Origin of the sequence: Pseudonocardia adelaidensis (assembly GCF_039543345.1) — a bacterium.
GTDB classification, from domain to species: domain Bacteria; phylum Actinomycetota; class Actinomycetes; order Mycobacteriales; family Pseudonocardiaceae; genus Pseudonocardia; species Pseudonocardia adelaidensis.
In genome coordinates this window covers 63,754-84,727 of record NZ_BAABJO010000009.1, presented here as the reverse complement: position 1 = coordinate 84,727, position 20,974 = coordinate 63,754, and the positions used below count along the sequence as shown (strand labels likewise).

General features: G+C 73.2%; 25 protein-coding genes, 1 other RNA gene and 1 pseudogene. 16 read left to right on the top strand and 11 right to left on the bottom strand.

Features of this window, described 5'->3' with window-relative positions; translation table 11 throughout:
* Positions 1–16 precede the first annotated feature (16 nt).
* Positions 17–163, top strand: coding sequence for a hypothetical protein (locus tag ABEA81_RS13980; RefSeq protein ID WP_345605456.1), 147 nt, complete (start codon positions 17–19; stop codon positions 161–163).
* A 44-nt stretch (positions 164–207) separates the two neighbouring features.
* Positions 208–783, top strand: a complete 576-nt coding sequence (locus ABEA81_RS13975) for an AMIN-like domain-containing (lipo)protein (RefSeq protein WP_345605455.1) — start codon at positions 208–210, stop codon at positions 781–783.
* A gap of 6 nt (positions 784–789) precedes the next feature.
* Here the strand turns inward: ABEA81_RS13975 and ABEA81_RS13970 are convergent, their stop codons facing one another.
* Together ABEA81_RS13970 and fucP are read right to left on the bottom strand one after the other, a co-directional pair.
* Positions 790–2,061 carry an ABC transporter substrate-binding protein gene (locus ABEA81_RS13970; protein WP_345605454.1) on the bottom strand — a complete coding sequence of 424 codons (1,272 nt, stop codon included), beginning with the start codon at positions 2,059–2,061 and terminating at the stop codon, positions 790–792.
* Positions 2,058–3,365: an L-fucose:H+ symporter permease gene (gene fucP / locus ABEA81_RS13965; protein ID WP_345605453.1), complete on the bottom strand. Its 1,308-nt coding sequence runs from the start codon at positions 3,363–3,365 to the stop codon at positions 2,058–2,060. The genes ABEA81_RS13970 and fucP overlap by 4 nt, the downstream gene beginning before the upstream one ends.
* A gap of 525 nt (positions 3,366–3,890) precedes the next feature.
* Between fucP and ABEA81_RS13960 the strand changes: the two genes are divergently transcribed.
* The 4 genes from ABEA81_RS13960 to ABEA81_RS13945 all read left to right on the top strand — a co-directional run bounded on the left by ABEA81_RS13960 (position 3,891) and on the right by ABEA81_RS13945 (position 5,302).
* The gene (locus ABEA81_RS13960; protein ID WP_345605452.1) at positions 3,891–4,442 is read left to right on the top strand and encodes a hypothetical protein; all 552 of its coding nucleotides are present in this window, start codon (positions 3,891–3,893) and stop codon (positions 4,440–4,442) included.
* A complete protein-coding gene (locus ABEA81_RS13955; RefSeq protein ID WP_345605451.1) occupies positions 4,442–4,636 on the top strand; it encodes a hypothetical protein in 195 nt (64 codons plus the stop codon). The genes ABEA81_RS13960 and ABEA81_RS13955 overlap by 1 nt, the downstream gene beginning before the upstream one ends.
* The gene (locus tag ABEA81_RS13950) at positions 4,633–5,007 is read left to right on the top strand and encodes a DUF732 domain-containing protein (RefSeq protein WP_345605450.1); all 375 of its coding nucleotides are present in this window, start codon (positions 4,633–4,635) and stop codon (positions 5,005–5,007) included. The genes ABEA81_RS13955 and ABEA81_RS13950 overlap by 4 nt, the downstream gene beginning before the upstream one ends.
* Before the next feature lie 70 nt (positions 5,008–5,077).
* The gene (locus ABEA81_RS13945; RefSeq protein ID WP_345605682.1) at positions 5,078–5,302 is read left to right on the top strand and encodes a hypothetical protein; all 225 of its coding nucleotides are present in this window, start codon (positions 5,078–5,080) and stop codon (positions 5,300–5,302) included.
* Between the two features lie 215 nt (positions 5,303–5,517).
* Here the strand turns inward: ABEA81_RS13945 and ABEA81_RS13940 are convergent.
* Positions 5,518–5,649, bottom strand: a pseudogene (locus tag ABEA81_RS13940) (diol dehydratase reactivase ATPase-like domain-containing protein); the annotation flags it as partial.
* Positions 5,650–5,703: 54 nt separating this feature from the next.
* Here ABEA81_RS13940 and rnpB point away from each other — a divergent pair.
* An RNA gene (gene rnpB, locus ABEA81_RS13935) (RNase P RNA component class A) lies at positions 5,704–6,101 on the top strand.
* 180 nt (positions 6,102–6,281) lie between these two features.
* Positions 6,282–7,238 (top strand): cyclase family protein, encoded by a 957-nt coding sequence (locus ABEA81_RS13930; RefSeq protein ID WP_345605448.1) that lies wholly within the window; start codon positions 6,282–6,284, stop codon positions 7,236–7,238.
* A gap of 260 nt (positions 7,239–7,498) precedes the next feature.
* Here the strand turns inward: ABEA81_RS13930 and ABEA81_RS13925 are convergent, their stop codons facing one another.
* Together ABEA81_RS13925 and ABEA81_RS13920 are read right to left on the bottom strand one after the other, a co-directional pair.
* Complete coding sequence (locus ABEA81_RS13925) at positions 7,499–8,248, bottom strand: enoyl-CoA hydratase-related protein (protein WP_345605447.1); 750 nt, start codon at positions 8,246–8,248, stop codon at positions 7,499–7,501.
* A 21-nt stretch (positions 8,249–8,269) separates the two neighbouring features.
* A complete protein-coding gene (locus ABEA81_RS13920; RefSeq protein ID WP_345605446.1) occupies positions 8,270–8,476 on the bottom strand; it encodes a DUF7455 domain-containing protein in 207 nt (68 codons plus the stop codon).
* A 243-nt stretch (positions 8,477–8,719) separates the two neighbouring features.
* On the opposite strand from ABEA81_RS13920, the gene ABEA81_RS13915 reads away from it, so the two are divergent.
* Entirely contained in the window at positions 8,720–8,929 is a 210-nt protein-coding gene (locus tag ABEA81_RS13915) for a hypothetical protein (RefSeq protein WP_345605445.1), read from the top strand.
* Here the strand turns inward: ABEA81_RS13915 and ABEA81_RS13910 are convergent.
* Both ABEA81_RS13910 and ABEA81_RS13905 read right to left on the bottom strand, forming a co-directional pair.
* A complete protein-coding gene (locus tag ABEA81_RS13910; RefSeq protein WP_345605444.1) occupies positions 8,926–9,384 on the bottom strand; it encodes a DoxX family protein in 459 nt (152 codons plus the stop codon). The two genes, ABEA81_RS13915 and ABEA81_RS13910, sit on opposite strands and share 4 nt — an antisense overlap.
* A 60-nt stretch (positions 9,385–9,444) precedes the next feature.
* Positions 9,445–9,705 carry an aromatic-ring hydroxylase C-terminal domain-containing protein gene (locus tag ABEA81_RS13905; RefSeq protein ID WP_345605443.1) on the bottom strand — a complete coding sequence of 87 codons (261 nt, stop codon included), beginning with the start codon at positions 9,703–9,705 and terminating at the stop codon, positions 9,445–9,447.
* A 15-nt stretch (positions 9,706–9,720) separates the two neighbouring features.
* On the opposite strand from ABEA81_RS13905, the gene ABEA81_RS13900 reads away from it, so the two are divergent.
* Entirely contained in the window at positions 9,721–9,936 is a 216-nt protein-coding gene (locus ABEA81_RS13900) for a TetR/AcrR family transcriptional regulator C-terminal domain-containing protein (protein WP_345605442.1), read from the top strand.
* Positions 9,937–10,056: 120 nt separating this feature from the next.
* Here the strand turns inward: ABEA81_RS13900 and ABEA81_RS13895 are convergent, their stop codons facing one another.
* Positions 10,057–10,353, bottom strand: coding sequence for a hypothetical protein (locus tag ABEA81_RS13895; RefSeq protein WP_345605441.1), 297 nt, complete (start codon positions 10,351–10,353; stop codon positions 10,057–10,059).
* Between the two features lie 76 nt (positions 10,354–10,429).
* The gene (locus ABEA81_RS13890) at positions 10,430–10,999 is read right to left on the bottom strand and encodes a PadR family transcriptional regulator (RefSeq protein WP_345605440.1); all 570 of its coding nucleotides are present in this window, start codon (positions 10,997–10,999) and stop codon (positions 10,430–10,432) included.
* Positions 11,000–11,121: 122 nt separating this feature from the next.
* Here ABEA81_RS13890 and ABEA81_RS13885 point away from each other — a divergent pair, with 122 nt between their 5' ends.
* The 6 genes from ABEA81_RS13885 to ABEA81_RS13860 all read left to right on the top strand — a co-directional run bounded on the left by ABEA81_RS13885 (position 11,122) and on the right by ABEA81_RS13860 (position 19,014).
* Positions 11,122–12,639 (top strand): class I adenylate-forming enzyme family protein, encoded by a 1,518-nt coding sequence (locus ABEA81_RS13885; protein WP_345605439.1) that lies wholly within the window; start codon positions 11,122–11,124, stop codon positions 12,637–12,639.
* The gene (locus ABEA81_RS13880; protein WP_345605438.1) at positions 12,632–15,016 is read left to right on the top strand and encodes a xanthine dehydrogenase family protein molybdopterin-binding subunit; all 2,385 of its coding nucleotides are present in this window, start codon (positions 12,632–12,634) and stop codon (positions 15,014–15,016) included. Before ABEA81_RS13885 ends, ABEA81_RS13880 begins: the two co-directional genes overlap by 8 nt.
* 240 nt (positions 15,017–15,256) lie before the next feature.
* Positions 15,257–16,036 (top strand): enoyl-CoA hydratase/isomerase family protein, encoded by a 780-nt coding sequence (locus tag ABEA81_RS13875; protein WP_345605437.1) that lies wholly within the window; start codon positions 15,257–15,259, stop codon positions 16,034–16,036.
* 1 nt (position 16,037) lies between these two features.
* A complete protein-coding gene (locus ABEA81_RS13870; RefSeq protein ID WP_345605436.1) occupies positions 16,038–16,895 on the top strand; it encodes an FAD binding domain-containing protein in 858 nt (285 codons plus the stop codon).
* Positions 16,892–18,085, top strand: coding sequence for a 2Fe-2S iron-sulfur cluster-binding protein (locus tag ABEA81_RS13865; RefSeq protein ID WP_345605435.1), 1,194 nt, complete (start codon positions 16,892–16,894; stop codon positions 18,083–18,085). The genes ABEA81_RS13870 and ABEA81_RS13865 overlap by 4 nt, the downstream gene beginning before the upstream one ends.
* Positions 18,086–18,093: 8 nt before the next feature.
* Entirely contained in the window at positions 18,094–19,014 is a 921-nt protein-coding gene (locus tag ABEA81_RS13860; protein WP_345605434.1) for a LysR family transcriptional regulator, read from the top strand.
* Here ABEA81_RS13860 and ABEA81_RS13855 read toward each other — a convergent pair.
* A complete protein-coding gene (locus tag ABEA81_RS13855) occupies positions 18,977–20,092 on the bottom strand; it encodes a YbfB/YjiJ family MFS transporter (protein ID WP_345605433.1) in 1,116 nt (371 codons plus the stop codon). The two genes, ABEA81_RS13860 and ABEA81_RS13855, sit on opposite strands and share 38 nt — an antisense overlap.
* Positions 20,089–20,919 carry an alpha/beta hydrolase family protein gene (locus ABEA81_RS13850; RefSeq protein WP_345605432.1) on the bottom strand — a complete coding sequence of 277 codons (831 nt, stop codon included), beginning with the start codon at positions 20,917–20,919 and terminating at the stop codon, positions 20,089–20,091. Before ABEA81_RS13850 ends, ABEA81_RS13855 begins: the two co-directional genes overlap by 4 nt.
* Positions 20,920–20,974 lie beyond the last annotated feature (55 nt).

Below are 20,974 nucleotides of genomic sequence, written 5' to 3'. Positions count from 1 at the left end.
GGCGCAGGATGGACCCGTGACCGATGCCGACGACGGCGGTGACGCGGTGTGCTGGCTCGGCATGCTGTGTCCGGAGTGCGGGGCCATGCCCGGCGAGGGGACCGACCGCTGCTGGCGGTGCGGCGCGGAACTGCGGCCCGACGAGGAGCGCGAGGCAACCTGAGAGGGGGGCGCAACGTCCTCGGGTGAGACATCCGAGGAGGCGTCATGTCCCGCACCCTCCGCCACCTGCTGACCGTCGTGCTCGCCCTCACCGCCGTCGTGCTGCCCGTCGTGGCGGCCACGACGCCCGCACCCGCCCCCGTCGCCGCGGCGTCCTGCTCCACGCCGTGGGGCAGCACGCCCGAGGTGGTGACGCAGCTGGGCCGCGCCCCGTTGACGGCCGTGCGGACCGGCCCGCACGGCTGCTTCGACCGCGTGGTGTTCGACCTGGCCGGCCCGGCCGCCGGGTACCACGTGGAGTACGTGGACCACGTGTCCCAGGACGGCTCGGGCACCGTGCTCGACGTGCCCGGCGCCGCGCGGCTGCTCGTGAGCGTCGGCCACCCGGCCTACGACGACGCCGGCAACCCGACGATCGTCCCGGCACCGACCGCAGGCGGGCAGATCGCCGACGTGAGCGGCTACCGCACGCTGCGTTCCGTCGTCTACGGCGGCAGCTTCGAGGGCGCCACGACCTTCGGGGTCGGGGTGCGCGCCCGGCTGCCGTTCCGGGTGCTCACCATCGACATCCCGGGCGCCGGTGCCCGGCTGGTCGTCGACGTGGCGCACGGTTGGTCGTGAGCGGCCTCACCGCTGGGGCGCCAGGTCCCGGGACACCGCGAACTGGAGCGTGTCCGCGAACGCCCGCGGGTCGCGGTGGACTGTGAAGTCGGCGACCGCGTCGTAGAAGCCCTGCTGGAACGCCGGGCTCATCACCTCGCCGTGCACGACGGACATCAGCAGCGTCCCGGAGCGCAGTACCTGCGCCGCCTGCTGCTGGTAGGGCGACAGCCCGGAGAGATCGAGGTCCGTCCGCAGCGGCACGGACCCCTTGTGCGCCGAGAACCCGAGAAGCGCGTCCGGGTTCTGCTGGATCGTCGCGAGCAGGTCGATGGCGTTGCGGCCGTTCGGGCTGCCCGCGGCGACGACGAACGTGTCGATGACGGCGATGAAGTCGCCGTCGGTGCCCGGGTAGGCGACCCCGCCGATGCCGGCCCCGAGGTCCGCACCGACCGCGCGCAGCTCGCCGTACGCGGAGTCGTTCATCGCGAAGAAGCCGCAGCCGCCCTCGGCCAGGGTGGCGACGGCCCGGCTCCAGGTCGTCGTCGCGGCGGCCGGCTGGGTGTGGTCGAGCAGCGTCCCGAACACCCCGAGCGCGGCCCGGGCGTCGGGGCCGCGCCAGTCGAACCGGTCGGCGGCGATCGCTGCCCAGCCCTCGGACCCGACCCGGGCGAGCAGGACGTCCTCCAGCAGTTCGGCCGAGGTGAACCGGTCCTGGCCGCCGAGGCACAGCGGAGCGGTCCCGGCGGCCTTCAGCCGCGCGAGGTCGGCGAGGAACTGCCGCTCGGTGTACCCGGCTCCCGGTGGTGCGACGCCGGCCTGCTGCAGCACGCCCGTGTTGAACCAGAGCATGTTGCTGCGGTGGGCGCCGGTCGCGACGCCGCGCAGCGCCCCGTCGGCCGTGAGCGCGTCGACGACGGCGGGTGGCAGCGCCGCGACGTCCTCCGGGCGGTAGGCCGCCGAGACGTCGGCGATCCGGTGCTGCTCGGCGTACTGGCGCAGGGAGCTGCCGAGGAAGGTCTGCCAGACGTCCGGCGGGTCACCGCTCTGCAGCCGCCCGGCGAGGACGACCTGGGCGTTGCTGCCGCTGCCGCCCGCGACCCCGGCGTCGATCACGGCCACGTCCGGGTGGGCGGCGCGGTAGGCGTCGATCCAGGTGGTCAGGGCGGCGTGCTCGGACTCCGACGTCCACCACGACAGCACCTCGACCCGATCGGTGGGCTCCATCGAGAGCGCGGGCGCCGCGCAGGCCGTGAGCAGGCCGGCGAGCAGCAGGCCGACGAGGGCACGGCACCTCATGCCGCCACCTCCTGCGGGGCGCGCAGGTCGTACACCGCGTACGCGGTGACGACGGCGAAGCAGAAGGCGGGCACGGCGAACGAGATCGCCGGGCTCGTCGCGTCGAGCAGCGCGCCCTGGACGACCGGCATGATCGCGCCGCCGACGATGGCCATGACCAGGCCCGCGGCCCCGAACTTCGTGGCCGGACCGAGACCGGCGAGCGCGACACCGTAGATCGTCGGGAACATCAGCGAGAGGCAGAACGAGATCGCGACGACCGCGATGAGCCCGACGAGGCCCGGCAACGCCATCGCCACGATGCACAGCAGCACCGCGAGGCCCCCGAGCGCGCCGAGCGCCTTCGTCGGTCGCACCCTCCCGATCACCCAGGTCATGACGAACCGGGACACGAGGAAGACCAGCAGGCTGACCTGCAGCAGGAGGCCCCCGAGCGTCAGCGATCCGCCGACCGCCTGGCCGGTGTACTGGATGATGTAGGTCCACGTGCACACCTGCGCCGCGACGTTGAAGAACTGCGCGACGACCCCGAACACGTAGCGCTTGCGGCGCACCAGGACGCGGAAGGCCGCCCGCGCACCGGTCCCGCCGGAGCCCGGGAACTCCTCGACCACGGGCGGCGCCTTGTTGATCGCGATCGCGAGCCAGATCGCGACGAGTGCGAACGCGAGCCCGAGGTAGGGGCCCATCACGGCGGCCAGCTCGCCCTGCCGGATGACCTGCACCTGCTCCGGGGAGAGGCTGGCGACGTCGATCGGGGCCTCCAGGTGCGGGAGGATCAGCGTCGCCGCGAGCAGCACGCCGATGTTCGTCCCGACCGGGTTGAAGGCCTGTGCGAAGTTGAGCCGCCGGGTGGCGGTCCGCTCCGGCCCCATCGCGATGACGTACGGGTTCGCCGACGTCTCGAGGATCGAGCAGCCCGCGGCGATGGCGAAGAGCGCGACGAGGAACGCCTCGTAGGTCATGATCCTGCTGGCCGGGTAGAACGCGAACGCCCCGAGCGCGGCGAGGCCCAGCCCGGTCAGCAGCCCCGCCTTGTAGCCGAACCGCTCGTTGATGAACGCCGCCGGCAGCGCGAGCAGGAAGTACGCGCCGAAGTACGCCAGCTGCACGAGCGAGGCCTGGAAGGTCGACATCGCGAAGATCTGCTTGAACCCGGCGACCATTGGGGTGGTCAGGTCGGCGGCGACGCCCCACGCGGTGAAACAGCAGATGAGGACGACGAACAGCACGCCCATCCCGGGGTGGAGCAGGGTGCGGGTGGTCGTCGGGGCGGCGGAGGGCCGTGCGGTCGTGTTGCTCATGGGCGGGCCGCCCAACCTCGAAGCTGTGACCTGCATCACGGTACATCGGGTGAGGCCGCGTCGGTGGTGTTCGGTGCACGCGTTCGACGAGTGGCTGCGGTGGCTCACCTCCCGTGATCGCCAGGAACGGGACATCCGCTGCACCAGAGCAGCGGATGTCCCGTTTTCGCTGATCAATGCCTGATCGTGCTGCCCGACGACAGAACCGACCGCGTGATCTTGGACGGCAAGCCGATCGGTGGGTCGGGTGCCGGCCACTCGCGCGCGAGCTTGCGGACAACGCCACGGCCGTCGCCACCTCGCTCGCCGTGCGCGTGCCCGACGAACACGGCAGGTGCCGCTGCTGCACCCGCCCCGGCACCGGCTACCGCGTCGCATCCCTGGCGCTGCTCGCCCGCGACATCCGGGCCCGTGTGACCGCACGGTGGCTCATGGTCGTTAACGACGCCGCCACCGGCCACGAGGGGGAGAAGCGATGAGCGCCTACGGGCTCCCCCTCATCACGGTTCCCCCGACAGGAGTGCGATGAACCACCCGCAGCACGGCCGCCCGGCGCAACACGGCTATCCGCAGCACGGGCAGCCCCGACACCCGCAGGACGCCCACGGCCACCAGGCCTACCCACCGGCCCCGGCACCGGCGCCGGAGAAGCGGCGCCGCCGGTGGCCGTGGGTGCTCCTCGGCGTGCCCATCGGCATGTTCGTGATGCTGCTCCTGATCGGCATCGGCAACGGCCCGACCCGCGCCACGGCGCCCACCACCCCCGCGGCGTCCGGCGGCAGCGTCAGCGCCGCAACCGCCGACGCGCCGGAAGCGGCCCCGCCCGCACCCTCGGGGCCGCTGACGACGTTCGGCCCTGGCACGTTCGAAGTGGGGGTCGACATCGAACCCGGCAAGTACAAGACCACCGGCCCCGATGGGCCCAACTGCTATTACGCCCGGCTGAAGACGGGCGACGGATCGATGGGCGACATCCTCGACAACAACAACTCGCAGGGCCCCGTCACCGTCACCATCAAAGAATCCGACGGCTATTTCGAGACCCAGGGGTGCGCCGACTGGGTCAAGGCGGACTGATGGACGGGGACATTCCGGCGCAGAGCGACGGCAGCGAAAGCGGCGAGGAACGGCGGATGGCTGAATATGTTCGCCGCGTGGTTGCCGACGCGCCGCCATCGACGGAGGTGCAGCGCAGCAAAATCGCCGCCCTGTTCGCTCCGGCCGTTCGTGAGCTGATGCGGGAAGCGCGGGAACGCGAGGGGCGGTCGTGAACGCCAAAGCGCTGGTCGCGCTCGCGGTTCTCGTCCTCACCGCAGTAGTGGGGTGCGGAACGACAACGACCGCGGGTCGACCCGCACCGGTCGAACCGGCCGCAACGGCTACGAGTCCGCCCGCGACCACCGCGCCGCCCACCACTGCCGCGCCGTCCAAGTACACCCCGGCCGAATGGGCATTCCTGGCCGCGTATCCGACCATGAACCCGGATGCTGCGCTGCACGGGGGCTACGCAATCTGTACGTCCCTGAAAGCCGGGATTACCCAACCCCAGATCATCGAATCTATTCGGGGCATGGCAGGGATAGATCTGGAGTCGGCGAAGAAAGTTGTGTTCGCCGCGACCACCTGTCTGTGCCCCCGCTGAACCGCCTGCGACGTCGGGCGTCCCGGCTCACCCCCGGCGCCGCTTTCCCCGACAGGAGACCTCACGGCAAATGCCGCTACACCTGCACATCCCGTTGCCCGGCCCGTTCTCCTACAACAAACGCATAGGTGGTGGCCGCCGCCGCAAACCCGCAGAACACGGCATCCTGTTCTGGCTGATCATCGGTTGGTGGCTCGTGCCTTGCCTGTGGCTGCTGCTGCTCCCGTGGTGGTGCTGCAAAGCCACCTGGCGCGCCGCCGACCGGATGCTCACCCACATCCGGACGCGCAGATGACGCTCCGACACCGCCCCACCGACGACGGGGGAGGACTGCACGGCCCCGCACTGAGCCTCAGTGACCACCTGCCCGACGAACGGCCCCGGGCGAGCACCACAACACAGCGGCGGCCGTTCCCGTGCTCCCACCGGCGCCCCGACAGGCCACTCACGTGCCGGGTGGAGGTCGTCGTCACGGCCGAGGTTGCGGAGTGGCTCGCACCGGCGCACCTCGTCGAGCGAGCGCCGCGTCGGCACCGGCACCGGGCCGTCGGGGGTCATGGCGACGACCCGCGCGTAGACGTGCGGCGGCAGCGGCTCGGTGACGAACTGCACCGTGCCGTCCTCGTGCCGTTGGTGGAACAAGCGCGGGGCGCATCCACTGGTGCGGGAGCGTCACGGGTACCCTGGCGGGGCGGACGAGCTGGCCGGGCGGCCGCGTCGACGGGCAACCGTCGCCGAGGAAAGTCCGGACTCCGCAGGGCAGGGTGGTTGTCAACGGCAACCCGGGGCGACCCGCGGGAAAGTGCCACAGAGAACAGACCGCCCCGCGCACCCAGCGCGGGGTAAGGGTGAAACGGTGGTGTAAGAGACCACCAGCACCCCGGGTGACCGGGGTGGCTCGGTAAACCCCACCCGGAGCAAGGTCAAAAGGCTCCCGCGTGCGGGGGCTGCGCAGGCGTTCGAGGGCGGCCCGTCCGAGCCTGCGGGTAGACCGCTCGAGCCCGCCGGCGACGGCGGGCCTAGATGGATGGTCGCCGAACGGAGCGCCGCAAGGCGCCCGGGAACAGGATCCGGCTTACAGGCCAGCTCGTCCGCCTCGCACCGGTGACCTGCGCGTACACCATCCGCTCGTGCTCTCGGGGGCACACCTGGGGCGCCGACCGGCTGCTGGCCCGCTGATCTAGTGTCGTGCCGGTTCAGGCATGTCGAAGGAGAGTGCGGCATACCTCGCCTGCGGTGCCTCGAACCGCGTGACCGGAGGAGTCGATGCTGGGATGACGGCAGGGCGGCGGATGCCCACACAGGACGACGTGCTCGGGTACTTCGACACGCTGTCGAACTGGGGACGGTGGGGCGACGACGACGAGCTCGGCACGCTGAACCACATCACCGACGACGTCCGGCTGGCGGCGGCGCGGGCGGTGCGCCACGGCAGGAGCGTGTCGTGCGCATGGGAGATCGCCGTGCCGGAGGAGATGGAGCGGTCGACGACGACGTGCCCGTGCTTCGCCGACATGCCGGGTGCCGAGAACATGCCGCTGCCCGGCTTCCGCAACGACCGCCACTGGGGCTATTCGAACGAGCGGCTCGGCATCCTGTTCCACGGCAACACCATCACCCACGTCGACTCGCCGTGCCACATCTTCTGGGACGGCACGATGTACAACGGGCGGTCGCACTCGTTGGTCGACGCCGCAACGGGATCGGCGTGGGGGGCCGTCACGGCGGCGGCGAACGGGATCGTCACGCGTGGTGTCCTGCTGGACATCGCGAAGGTCCGCGATGTGCCGTGGTTGGAACCGGGTGAGGGGGTGTCTCCCGACGATCTCGAGGAGGCCGAGCGTCGCCAGGGTGTGCGGGTGGGATCCGGCGATGCGGTACTCCTGCGGACCGGCTACGGCCGCGTCCGGCACGAGGCCGGTGCGTCCGGCGGTTTCACGCAGGCCGGCTGGCACGCGTCCTGCCTGCCGTGGCTGCACGAACGGGAGGTCGCGCTGATCGGCGCCGACACCCCCCAGGACGTTCAGCCGTCGGGGTACGACGACATGGCGATGCCGGTTCACACCGTGGGCCTCGTCGCGATGGGTCTGTGGCTGCTCGACAACTGCGACCTGGAGGCGTGCGCGACGACGGCCGCCGAGCTCGGCCAGTGGGACTTCCACCTCGCCGTCGCGCCGGTCCGCTTCGCCGGCACGTCCGGCAGCCCGGTCAACCCGATCGCCACCTTCTGACCGCGGGTCGGGTCGCGGGGCCCGTACAGGCGGGCGACGTCGTGGGAGTCGAGCCAGGCGTGGTAGGTGGACGACTGCGGCCGGCCGTCGGGGGAGTCCTGCCACTCCCCCTGTCGCCCGTCGGCCAGGGGTGAACGTGTAGGTGAGCTGCTCGACTCCGCGGCCGCTCGTGTGCCGGGTCCGGTACACGGTGTCGCCGTCCCGCCGGAACACGTTCAGTAGGTGATCAACTGCGACGTGCCGTTCCGGGCACCGCGCGCTCAGCGCCCGGTCCAGCGGGCGGGCCGCTTCTCCAGGAACGCGGCGACCCCCTCGACGGCGTCCGCGGACGCGCGGGCGCGGTCACGGGCGAGCGCGGTCTCGGCCCAGCCGGGTTCATCGTCGGCGACGTACGCGGACTCGATCGCGCGCAGGGTCTCGCGGACCGCGATCGGCGCCCGGGCGGCGATCCGCTCGGCCAGTGCGAGTGCTTCCTCGACGGCGTCGCCGGGATCGGTCAGTCGGTTGACCAGTCCCAGCTCGTACGCGCGCCGGGCCGGAAGCGGGTCGCCGGTGAGGAGGAGCTCCCGGGCCACGTTGAGCGGCAGCGCGCGCGGGCCGCGGAACAGGCCGCCGCACTCGGCGACGAGACCCAGCCCGACCTCGGGGAACGAGAACGTCGCCGACTGCGACGCGACGATCATGGTGGCGGACAGTGCGATCTCGAACCCGCCGCCCGCGGCGACGCCCTCGACGGCGGCGATCAGGGGTTTGCGCATCCGCCGGCCCGCGATCCCGTACGGCCCGCCCCGCTCGGTCGGCTCGCCCGCCCACGCCCGGACGTCGGTGCCCGCGGAGAAGAACCGCGGCGCACCCGTGAGGACGGCGACGAACGCGCTGTCGTCGTCCTCGAAGGCGTTGAGCGCGGTGTCGAGCGCGCTGGTGGTGGGGCCGTCGAACGCGTTGCGCTTCTCCGGACGGTCGATCGTGAGCAGGTGGACCGCGCCACGCACCTCCACCCGCACCGTCACTTCCCGACCCTGGCCCGGGAGTCAGAGGGCGGACCTGAGGCCGGCGCCCATCTCGAGCAGCCGGGCCGCGTGCCGGCGCGTGTGGTGACCGCAGAAGTGGAGCCCGCCGCCGGTGGGCAGCGTGACCACGACCAGGGCGGCGGCGCCGCAACGATCACAGCGTTCGACGGTTGCGAGGGGTGCGGGCAGGGATTGGTCACGGTTGCCCGCGGGCGTCGTGGTGTTCATGGTCGACCACCTTCCGGTGAGCTCGCCTTTGCCCTGCCGCACAGGCTCCGCTCCGCGCGGACCCCGGACCATCCCGCTGGCACTACGACCCCCCGGGGTCAACCCGCCTCTGCGGGTGGGGGTTGACCCCACCAGCCCGTAGGTGGGTGCAACGAACGGGCGAATCCGGGCGTCCTCCGGAACCAGCCTGCGGTGGGGGGCGACCTGCTCGTCCGACCGCTTCGGTCCACCTGGGAGGACGCCATGCGCCACATCGCCACGTTCTGCGGCCAGTGCAACTGCGGCTGTCCGGAGCTGTACCTCGACGACGCCGCGGCGCCGGAACGTCGGGTGGTGATCACCGACGACTTCGGCCAGCGCATCCAGATGAGCCTCGAGCAGCTCGCCGACCTCGTCGCCGACGTCCGCGGCGGCCGCCTCGACGACGTCCTCGCCGGGGCCCCGGGACACTAGGCTCCGGCCCGTCGGCGCGACCGCGCGATGATCAGGTGGTCGAGCCCGAAACGCCCGGAGCCGGTGACGGCGAGGACCAGGCTCAGCAGGGCGATCATGATGGCCAGCTCGGGACCGTTGTGGTCCATGGCGAACAGCCCGCTTGTGTGCACGAGGACCCAGGCGCCCACCATGTTCAGCGCCATCACGACGCCGACGATCGGCACCGCGAGGCCGAGGATCATGGCGACGCCGCCGACGAACTCGAACAGGACGTTGGCCGGCCCGGAGATGGCGGGTAGCGGTATGCCGGACTGCGCGAAGAGCTCGCCGACGCCGGTGATGCTCCCTCCCGCGAAGTCGTACTCGAGCTTGGCGTGCGCGATCATGATGACGCCGAGGCCGATGCGGGCCAGGAGGAGCACGAGGTCGCGAACGGTCCGGGTGCCGGTGGTGGTGACGGTCGTCATGGTCATCCCGCTTTCTAGCGTGGGTGGCGGCTGGTGCGGCCTTATGACCATCGACGTGGCAAGAACTCATCGATCCGGGGCGGTGGTGACCGCAATCCGGCGGCCGAACCACGTGTCGAGCGCCGTGTCGAGCGAGTCGCGGTCGCCCCCTGCCCAGGCCACGACGACGCCGGGGCGGATCAACAGGGGTTCGGTGCCGCCACCGGGACGACGTCGACACGACGTCATCGTGGCGCCCGTCGTCGCCGGGCTCCCGTCCGCCGACGTGCCGTGGCTGCGTTGGCTCGAGGAGGCCGCGACAGCCCTGCACGCGGCGTTGCTCGGCACCGGGACGGCGCGCGGGTGGCGATCGGCGCGGATCCCACGGTGGCGGTCGCGCTCGGGGGGTTCGCCGAGCGCGCGGTCGCCGTCCTCCACGCGGCCGGCTTCCCGCTCGCCGACGCCACCCGGGCGGCCGGTGTCCTCGTGCACTTCGTGCTGGGCCGGGCCGTCGAGGACCAGGCGCGCCCGGGCCCCACCGAGGAGGCCAGGGCATCTCGGCGAGCCCGTTCCCGCTGATGGCCCGGGGGTTGCGCGAGCGGCACGCGAGCGGCGCCACGGTGGCCGACGACTTCCGCTACGCCCTCGGCGTCGTGCTCGCCGGGCTGAAGGCGGTCCGGCCCGGCTGACTCCTCGGGGTCAGGCGGCGACCACCGGGGCGAGCCGGGCGCCCGGGACGTCGACGGTCCGCTCGCGGTCCGCGAGCACGCGGCCGGCTGCGGTGACCGCCTGGTGCACCGCGATGCGGGCGTCGACGAGCGCGGCGGCGGCCCGCCGGGCGCCGGTGTCGGTGGTGCCGCTCCGGCCGGCGTCGTCCGCGGCGGCGTTCAGGGCTGCGAGCAGGTGCTGGATGGCGGCGTCGATCTGCTGGTTGGCGCACATCGCGTAGCGGCGTGGCTCGGACGCCGCCGCGGGGTCGTCGGGTGTGCACCGCATGGCGCCGACTCTGCTGTCCCCAGGCGGCCCGGACCATGGGGAAAGCCCCCGATCCGACCCTGAGGCCCCCCCCGGCTCACCCCTCGCTCGTGCGCCGGGCCTTCCGGAGGCGGTCCAGGTCGCCGTCGGCGAGGGCCGACCAGAACCGCAGCGCCGCGTGCTCCATCTCCAGCCCGAGCTCCAGGGTGATCATCCGCGGCTGGGCGTGCGGGTCGCCGCCGAAGCGCTCGACCATCCCCTCGTAGACGGCGATCCGCTCCTCGTGCTGCTTGATCTGGTCGCGGGCGAGGGCCGGCACGTTCTCCGGGGCGCCCGCCTCGTTGAAGAACAGCTTGAGCTCGGCGATGTCGCGCATCTGGAAGTGCTCGTGCGTGGGGGAGGCGAGCCAGTCCCCCAGCGCCGTCCGCCCGGCCTTGGTGAGCGAGTATGTCTTGCGCCGCCGTCCGCTCTCCTCCACCGCGAGCTCCAGCAACCCGAGCCCGGCGAGCCGGTCCGGTTCCGAGTAGAGCTGGGCGTGCGGGAAGTGCCAGAAGTAGCCGACGGAGTGGCCCACCGCGCGCTTGAGCTCGTACGGCGTGGACGGGCCGCGCAGGGCGATCATCCCGAGCACGACGTACGACGTCGCGGACAGCCGCACATCGCTCACCGACCTCTCCCTCCCGTGCCGAGCCGTCGATCCTAGCGGTCCACCGTCCGAGACGGACGGTCCGGTCTTGCCAGTCGAAAGTCCGGACAGTACGGTCTGAAACAGAGCGTAGAGGAGGTCGCATGGATCTGGGAACGGTCATGCGCTGGACGGCCGAACGCTTCCCGGAGCGGCCCGCGGTGCGCGGGCACGGGCGGCACCTGAGCTACCGGGAGTGGGACGCGCGCACGAACCGGCTGGCCCGGGCGCTGGCCGCGGCGGGCGTGCGTCCCGGCGACCGGGTCGCGCTCACCCTGACCGGCGGTGAGCCCCTGGCCAGCCTCCACTTGGCGGCGCAGAAGCTGGGCGCGGTCTCGGTGCCGCTCTCCACCCGGTTCGGACCCGACGAGCTGCGCTACTGCGTCTCGGACGCCGCCGCCACGCTGCTCGTCGCCGACGCGGCCAACGCCGAGCGGGCGGCCGCGGCCGCGGGCGGGGTCCCGTTGCGGGACGTCACCGAGGTCGACGCCGCCGCCGAACGCGAGCCCGACCACGCCCTCGAGTCCCGTGCCGACGAGACCGACGCCAGCGTGATGCTCTACACCTCCGGCACCACCGGGCGGCCCAAGGGCGTGCCGCGCACCCACCGCGCCGAGCACAGCGCCGCCGTCGCGCACGCGGTGCAGACCCAGCAGCGCGCCGGGGAGGTGGTGCTCGGCGTGATGCCGATGTTCCACACCATGGGCCTGCGCACGCTGCTGACCAGCATCGTCGTGGGCGGCACGTGGGTGGGGCAGCCCGCGTTCGACGCGGAGGAGTCGATCGAGCTCGTCACGTCCGAGAACGTGTCGTCGCTGTACCTGGTGCCGACGATCTTCTGGTCGCTGCTGCGCACCGGGCGCCTCTCCGAGGCCCGCGCGCTCGACCGGCTCGCGTACGCCGGTGCGGCGATGACGCCATCGCTCGCCGAGCAGCTCGTGGCCGAGGTCGCGCCGAAGGCGTTCGTCAACCACTTCGGCAGCACCGAGATCTACACCTTCACCATCGGGCCCGACGTCGCCGCCAAGCCCGGTTCGGCCGGGCGGGCCGGCATCTTCTCCCGCGTGCGGCTCGTCGGCCCCGAGCCGGGTACCCCACCGGACGCGCTGGTCGCGCCGGGGGAGCAGGGACAGGTGATCGCGTCGATGGCGAGCCCGGAGGCGTTCGGCGGGTACTGGAACCGCCCCGACGCGAACGAGAAGGCGATCCGCGACGGCTGGTACTACACCGGCGACCTCGCCGTCGCCGACGAGGACGGCGACCTGTGGGTCTCCGGCCGCGTCGACGACATGATCAACTCGGGCGGGGAGAACATCTACCCCGACGAGATCGAGGCCGCGCTCGTGCGGTGCCCCGAGGTCGACGACGTCTGCGTCGTCGGGCTGCCGGACGAGCGGTGGGGACAGGCCGTCACCGCGTTCGTCGTGCCGGCGCGGGACACCGACGCGATGGCGGCCGCGGAGAAGGCGATGGCCTACGCGCGGGACGTCCTGCCCTCGCTCAAGCGGCCCAAGCGCGTGATCGCCGTCAGCGCGATCCCGCGCTCCGGGGTGGGCAAGACGCTGCGCCGCACGCTCGTGGCCGGTGAGTTCGAGGCGCTCGGGGAGTCGGGCCGTGGCTGACTGGAGATCCGCTCGCACCGAGGACGGCCCGCTGGTCACCGGCCAGGGCCGGTTCCTCGACGACCTCGACCCGCTGCCCGGCACCCTCGTCGCCGCCGTCGTGCGATCGACGCAGCCGCACGCCCGGCTGCGCGGCGTGGACCTGTCCCGGGCCCGGGCGCACCCGGGCGTCGCGGCGGTGATCGGACCGGACGAGGTGCTCGCCGCGCTGCGGCCGTTCCCCCTCTCCACCGGGGCCGCGATGCCGTACTACCCGACCGGCACCGACAAGGTCCGCTTCGTCGGGGAGCCGATCGCGGTGGTCGTCGCCACCGACCGGTACACCGCGGAGGACGCCGCCGAGCTCGTGGCCGTCGACTACGAGCCGCTGCCCGCCGTCGTGCACCCGCGGGCGGCCCTCGAACCGGACGCCCCGCTGCTGCACGAGGAGGCGGGCTCGAACGTCGCCACCGACCGCACGTTCTCCTTCGGGCCGGTCGAGGAGGCGTTCGCCAATGCCGCGCACGTCGTCGAGGGGGAGTACGACTTCCCGCGCTACTCGTCGGTGCCGATGGAGTGCTACTCGGTGATCGCCGACTGGCGCGACGGTCCCTCCGTCGAGGCGTGGGCGAACTTCCACGGGCCCTTCACGATGGTCCCGGTCATGGCCGGGGCGCTGGGCCTGTCGACGTCGCAGATCCGGCTGCACGTGCCCGCCGACATCGGCGGCAGCTTCGGCATCAAGGCCGGGATCTACCCGTACGTCGTGCTGATGGCGCTCGCGTCGAAGCACTCCGGCACCCCGGTGCGCTGGAGCGAGGACCGCATCGAGCACCTGCTCGCCAGCTCCGCAGGTGCGGACCGCGTCATGAGGTTCGCCGCAGCGGTCGGCGCGGACGGCAGGGTCACCGCGCTCAAGGCCGACCTCGTGGACAACGTCGGCGCCTACCTGCGCCCGCCCGAGCCCTCCACGCTCTACCGCTGCTACGGCAACATCACCGGCCCGTACCGGATCGGGGCCGTCGAGATCAGGGCGCGCGCTGTCGTCACCAACCAGATGCCGGTGGGGCTCAACCGCGGCTTCGGCGGCCAGCAGCTCTACTTCGGGCTCGAACGCCTCATGGACGCGGTGTCCGACGCGACCGGGCAGGACGTGTTCGAGGTGCGCAGGCGCAACCTCGTCGGGTCCTTCCCGTACGAGACGCCGACGGGCGGGGTGTACGACTCGGGCGACTACGCCGCCGCGGTCGACCTCGCGATCAAGAACGCGGACCTGGCCGAGCTGCGGGCGCGCCAGGCCGAGGCGCGAGCGGCCGGCGGGTTCTACGGCGTCGGGGTGGGCCTGGTCGTCGACCCGTCCGGCACCAACATCGGCTACGTCGGCCTGGCCACGCCCAGCGAGCAGCGCAAGCCCGGCCGGGACAAGTCCGGCTCCACCGAGCACGTCCGGGTGAGCGTCGACATGCAGGGCCTGGTCACGGTGATGCTGGGCAGCGTTCCGCAGGGGCAGGGGCACGCCACCGTCGCCCGCGCGGTGGCCGCGCAGCGGCTCGGGCTGCCCGTGGAGCAGGTGCGGGTCGTGGTCGACATGGACACGGCCACCACGCCGTGGACGGTCACGTCCGGCAGCTACTCCTCGCGGTTCGCCCCGCTCGTGACCAGCGCCGTGGTGCAGGCGGCCGACCGGATCGCCGCCACCGTGCGAGCCGCGGCCGGCGTGCTGCTCGGCCTCCCGCCCGAGGAGCTGGAGCTGGCCGAGGGGCTCGTCCGGCACCGGGACGACCCGGGGCGTGCCGTGCAGTTCCGCCACGCGGCGGGCCTCGTGCACTGGGACCCCGGCGCCCTGCCCGCGGGCACGCCGGCGCGGCTGTACGAGGAGGCCGCGTTCACGCCCGCGGAGGTCAAGGCCGCCACCCGCGACGACCGCATCAACTCCTCGCTCTGCTATGGCTTCGTCGCCGAGATCGTCGCGGTGCGGATCGACCCGGACACCCTCGAGATCACCCTCGACCGCGTCTCGTCGGTGCACGACTCGGGCACCGTGCTCAACCAGCAGCTGCTCGACGGGCAGGTGCACGGCGCCCTCACCCACGGCCTCGGCGGCGCGATGTACGAGGAGTTCACCTACGCCGAGTCGGGCCAGCCCACGTCGGCGACGTTCCTCGACTACCTCTGCCCGACGTCCGCCGAGACCGGCTACGACCTGCGCACCGACCACGTCGTCTCCCCGTCGCCGCTCACCCCGCTCGGGGCGAAGGGGTGCGGGGAGGGGTCGTCGATGAGCTTCCCGGTGGCGTTCGCGAACGCCGTCGCCGACGCGCTGCGCCCGGCAGGCGTCCCCATCACCCGGCTCCCGCTGCACGGCGAGGTGCTGCACCAGCTGCTGGGGGGTGTGTGAAGTGGCCTGCGTAGCGGTGCCGGTAGCGGAACCTCAGGCGCCTGCTCGCTCCGGGATCGCCTCCTCATGAATGCCAATTCACTCCGCTCGCCCACCCCGCCGGCTCCGCCGGCCAGCCGTCCCCCGTGTCGGCGCTGTCCTCGCGAGCAGACGCCTGAGAATTCGGCAGCAGAGTGCCGGTGGCGTGCTACGTCCAAGCGGCTCCGCCGCTTCCAGACACGAAGTGTGAAGGAGTAACAGATGGCACTGACCGGCGGTGAGGTCCGCCTCGACCGTTCCCCGGACGGCCGGATCGCCTACCTGACGCTGTCCCACGGGAAATACACCGTGATCACGTGGGAGATGCGGGCGCTGGTCGCGGAGCGGTTCGCCGAGATCGACCGCGACGACGACGTGCGCGTCGTGGTGGTCCGGTCCGATGGCGAGCACTTCTCGTCCGGTGGGGACATCGCGGGGTTCATGGAGGTCGACCCGATCGACTTCACCGACCTCGGCCACAACGTCACCGCGGCTTCGCGCAGTCCCAAGCCGGTGATCGCGGCCGTCGACGGCTACTGCTTCGGGGTGGGCCTGGAGCTGGTGCTGTCCTGCGACATCCGGCTCGCCACCCCGCGCAGCCAGTTCGCCCTGCCGGAGATGAACCTCGGCATGATCCCCGGCTCCGGCGGCACCCAGCGGCTGGGGCGGCTGATCGGGCTGTCGCGGGCGAAGTTCCACATCCTCACCGCGACCCGGATCCAGGCGCAGCAGGCGCTCGACTGGGGCCTCGTCGCGGGCCTGCACGACGACCGGGACGCGCTGTACTCCGCGGTGGACGCGCTCGCCGCGAAGATGGCCGACTTCTCGCCGTCGGCCCAGCGCACCGCGAAGGAGGTGCTCGACAAGGGCCTGGACGGTCCGCTGTACACGGGCATCGAGCTGGAGCGCAAGGCCTACGCGATGCTGCGGGCCACCGAGGACTTCGCCGAGGGCGTCAAGGCGTTCGGCGAGAAGCGCAAGCCGGAGTTCCGGGGGCGGTGACGTGAAAGCCCCGCCGTTCGCCTACGTCCGCCCCGCCACGCTCGACGACGTGCTCGCCGAGCTGTCCGGGGGCGACGGGAAGGTGCTCGCGGGCGGGCAGTCGCTGGTGCCGGTGCTGGCGATGCGGCTGGGCCGGCCCGCCACGCTCGTCGACATCAACTCCGTCGCCGAGCTGCACGGCTTCGATGCGGTTGCGGGTGCGCTGCGGATCGGCGCCGCCGTGCGGCAGCGCGCGGTCGAGCGGGCCGCCGAGGCCCGCGCGGTGCCGCTGATCGGGATGGCGATGCCGTTCGTCGGGCACCGGGAGCTGCGCAGCCGCGGCACCGTGGTCGGCAGCCTCGCGCACGCCGACCCCGCGGCCGAGCTGCCCGCCGTCGCGGCGTGCCTGGACGCGACGATCGAGGTCGCCGGTCCCGCGGGCCGGCGGCGGCTGCCGGCGTCGGAGTTCTTCGCCGGCGCCATGACCACCGGCGCCGGCCCGGAGGACGTCGTCGTCGCCGTCGAGTTCCCGGCCGCCCGGCCCGGGGAGGGCTTCGGGTTCGCCGAGATCGCGCGGCGGCACGGGGACTTCGCCCTCGCCGGCGTCGCCACGATGGTCCGGGTCGGGGGCGACGGCGCCGTGGAGACGGCCCGGCTCACCGGGTTCGGGATCTCCGACCGGCCGGTGACCAGGGACGTCACCCCGTTCATCGGTGAACCGGATCTCCGGGGGCCGATGGCGGAGCTCGCGGCCGAGATCGTCGACACGGCGGGGGACGCGCACGGCTCCACCGGTTACCGCAGGCGCCTCTTCGGCGTGCTGGCCGCGCGCGAGCTGGCCACGGCGCTGAGCCGGGCTCGTAGGGAGGTACCGGTATGACCAGACCAGCCGCGCGGCCCGTCAAGGTCGCGGCATCCGAGCGCGTCGAGATCACCATGACGGTGAACGGCTCCGAGGTCACGGTGCGGGTGCCGCCCCGCATGCACCTCGCCGACGCGCTGCGCGATCAGCTCGGCCTCACCGGCACGCACCTGGGCTGCGAGCACGGCGTCTGCGGCATGTGCACGGTGCTCGTCGACGGCGCGGCGGCCCGCGCGTGCCTGCTGTTCGCGGTGCAGTGCGAGGGGGCGGAGATCGTCACCGTGGAGGGGCTGGGCACGCAGGAGGACCAGCACCCGCTGCAGCGGGCGTTCTCCGCGCACCACGGCCTGCAGTGCGGCTTCTGCACCCCCGGCATGCTCATGAGCAGCTTCGACCTGCTCGCCGACGGTGCGTCCGTCGAGCCCGACGAGCTGCCGGTGGAGATGTCGGGCGTGCTGTGCCGGTGCACCGGGTACCGCGGGATCCTCGCGGCCGTGGCCGACGTCGCCGCGGAGCACCCGGACGGGCTGCCCCTACCGCGCAACTGCAGGCCCCGCACGATCATCAGGCGTGGGACCGAGCAGGCCGTGAGTGAATACGAGGCCCCCAGCACTCGTATCCACTCACGACCGGTCGAGCTGCCCACCGGCGCGCCGTCCGCCACCGTCGAGGTGCGCACCGAGCTCGGCGTGCCCGTCGACAAGGTGTGGGAGGTCCTCGACGACTTCCACCGGCTGGCCGCCTGCCTGCCCGGCGCCGAGCTCGTCGAGGTGCTGGGCGACGACCGCTACCGCGGCCGCGCGACCGTGGCGCTCGGTCCCGTGAAGCTCGCGTTCGACGGCCTGGCGCAGGTGGTCGAGCGGGAGGGGCACCGGATGCGGGTGGCCGCGCAGGGCGCCGACACGGGCGGGAGCACCACGCAGGCCGACATCCGGCTGCGCACCGAACCGGGAACGGCGGGCGGCACGGTCCTCGAGGCGGACGCGGCGCTCTTCCTCTCCGGGCGGATCGCGCAGTTCGGCCGGGCGCTCGCCGGGGACGTCAGCAAGCGGATGTTCGAGCAGTTCGCCGCCGCCGTCGAGGAGAACGCGCGCACCGGGAAGGCGCCCGCGACGCCCGCGAAGCCGCCCGGCGTGCTCGCGCTGCTCGCCGCTGCGGTGGGCGCCCGCCTGCGCGCCGCGCTGCGCCGGATCCGCAGGTCGCGTTAGCTCACGCCATGGAGCTGCACCAGCTGCGCTACTTCGTCGCCGTGGCCAAGGAGGGCAGCATGACGCGGGCCGCGGCCTCGCTGTTCCTGGCGCAGCCGACGCTGTCGATCCAGATCCGCAAGCTGGAGCAGGAGATCGGGGCGAAGCTGTTCGAGCGGCTCGCCCGCCGCGTGGTGCTCACGGAGGCCGGCACCGCGTTCCTCGAGCACGCCGAGCGCGCGCTCACCGAGCTGGAACGGGGCCGCGAGCGCGTCGAGGACGTCGTCGGGCTCCGCCACGGGCGGGTGGCGGTCGGCGTGCTGCCGAGCGTTGCCGCGCACCTGCTGCCCGGGGTGCTGGCCGAGTTCCGCGCCGAGCACCCCGGCGTCACGGTGAACCTGGTCGAGCACGACGTCTCGCGCGAGTTCGAGCAGCTCGTTCAGGCGGGCGAGCTCCACATGGCGGTCACGCGCATGCCGGTGACGCTCACCGGCCTCGACGCCCGCACCCTCGTCCACGAGCCGATCGTGGTGCTCGTGCCGCCCGGCCACCCCCTCACCGGACGGCGGGAGGTCGCCCTCCGCGAGCTCGCCGACGAGGGGTTCGTCTGCATGCGCAGCGGCTACGGCCTGCGGGAGCTCGCCGACCAGCTGTGCGCCGAGGCCGGCTTCGCCCCCCGCGTCGTGATCGAGACCGGGCAGCTCTCCATCGTGCACGGCATGGTGCGCAGCGGCATGGGCGTCGCCCTGCTGCCCCGGCTCGCGGCGTCCGGCGCCGAGCACGCGGTGCCCGTGTCGGACCCCGTGGCCCGGCGTGAGCTGGGTGTCGTCTGGCGGCGCACCGCGCTCGAGTCGCCCCCGGTGGCCGCGTTCCTCGACCGGTTGCTCGCGATGTGCGACGGCGCCGGGGAGCTCACACCCGCGGCGCGGGGTGCGGCCGGTGCTCGGTGACGGCGATCGCCGCCCCCGCGGCGCAGAGGACGGCGGTCCACGCCACCGTGGCCCCGGTAGAGGTGAGGTCGGCGAGGACGCCCGCGATCCACGGACCGGCGGTCTGGCCGGCCGCGAACAGGGTGGTGAAGGCCGCGAGGGTGGCCGTCCAGTCGGCGGGTGGGGTGTCCCGCTTGATCAGGGTGGTGACGGCGGCGGGCACGCCGAGGAACGTCGCCCCGTAGCCGACCGCCGAGGCGAGCACCACCGGTAGCGCCGGGGAGAGCAGCGCGAGCGCTGATGCCCCGGCCAGGAGCGCCAGTATCGCGGCGAGTGCGGTGCTGCCGGGCCAGCGGGAGATGGGGCGGCTCCACAGCGTGGGCACGGCGGCCACGGCCGCGCCCAGCACCGTCCAGGTGAGCGCCACCTGCACGACCGGGGCGTTCTGGTCGGCGAGGTAGGCGGACAGGAACGTGATGTAGGTGATGTACCCGGCCGCGAACAGCAGGTACGCCAGGGCCGTCCGCCACAGCGGGAGCACCCGGGCGCGCCCGGTGGCGGTGGTCGGCGTGTCCCCGTCCGTGGCGGCGCGCCAGCTCAGCCACGCCGCCAGCCCGGCGGCGACGCCCAGGCCGACCCAGCCCGCGCGCCAGTGGGCGCCCAGCGCGGGGATGGCGGCGCCGCTGACGACGATCCCCAGCCCGCTCCCGGCGAAGTAGACGGGGATCGCCGCGCGGGACGGGGACCGGGCCGCGATCACCCCTCCGGTGATGAAGACGACGGCGCCGGTGACCCCTGCCGCCGCCCTGAAGACCAGCAGCGTCGGGTAGTCGCTGGTGAGCGCGGTGGCCGCCAACGCCACCGCCGTGAGGACCATGCCCCAGCGGAACGCGGCCGCGGTGCCCAGCCTGCGGACGACGGCGGCGGTCAGCAACGCGCCGATCAGGTAGCCCAGCCCGTTCGCGGTGTTCATCGCCCCGGCCTGCGCGAGGCTCCAGCGCAGGTCGTCGCGCATGGCCGGGAGGAGGAGCCCGTACGCGAACCGCGCGAACCCGAGCGCCGACGCGGTGCCGAGCGCCAGCCGCAGCGCCTGGGTCATCGCTGCGGCGCCAGGAAGCCCAGGAGCGTGCGGGCCAGCGTCACGCGGTGGTCCGAGAGGGCGTGGTCGGTGGGGAAGACGTGGTGTTCGAGCCGCTCGACCGGCTCCGCCCGGAACGCCGCGACGACCGGCTCGTGGTGCACGCCGGGCGGGGCGACGGTGTCGCGGCGGCCACCGATCAGGAGCACCGGGCGGTCGGCCAGCCGGGGTGCCAGCGCGCCCAGCCGCCACGACTCCCCGGCCGCCTCCAGCTCGGCGACCAGCGCCTCCCCGCTGGTGCCGCGCAGCGGAGCCAGCTCGGCGGCGAACGCCTCGACCCAGGCGGCCCGCGCGGCCGGGTCGGCGCGGCAGAGCGCGGCGACGGCGCCGAAGTCGACCCCGGCCACCGAGGCGACCGCGCTGACCGACGGCTCCGCGGCCGCCGTCATCAGCGCGGCGAAGCCACCGAGGCTGTGCCCGACCAGCGTGAGCCGTCGCGGGTCGAGCCGGTGGGCGGAGGCGAGGCCGGGGTCGCGCACCGCGGCCACGACGGCCGCCGAGTCCTCGAGCACGTGGCGCCACGACCAGGTCCCGCCCACACCCCACGAGCCGCGGTAGTGGAACACGAGTGCGGCGTACCCGGCCCGGCGCAGCACCTGGGCGAGGTCGAAGTTGCGCTCGTTGCCCGGGAAACCGTGCAGGAGCACGACGACCGGGTGCGGTCCGGGACCGGCCGGCACGTGCAGGACGCCCAGCAGGTCCTCGCCGCCGCTGCGGAACGTCAGCGCGGGTGTGGTGGCCGGTAGGTCGGGGTCGGGTGGGGGGTCGGTGGCCAGCGGGTCCGTCATGCGCCGTCCTGGATCGAACCGATCGGTACGGCAGGCACGCTACCAGTTCATCGAA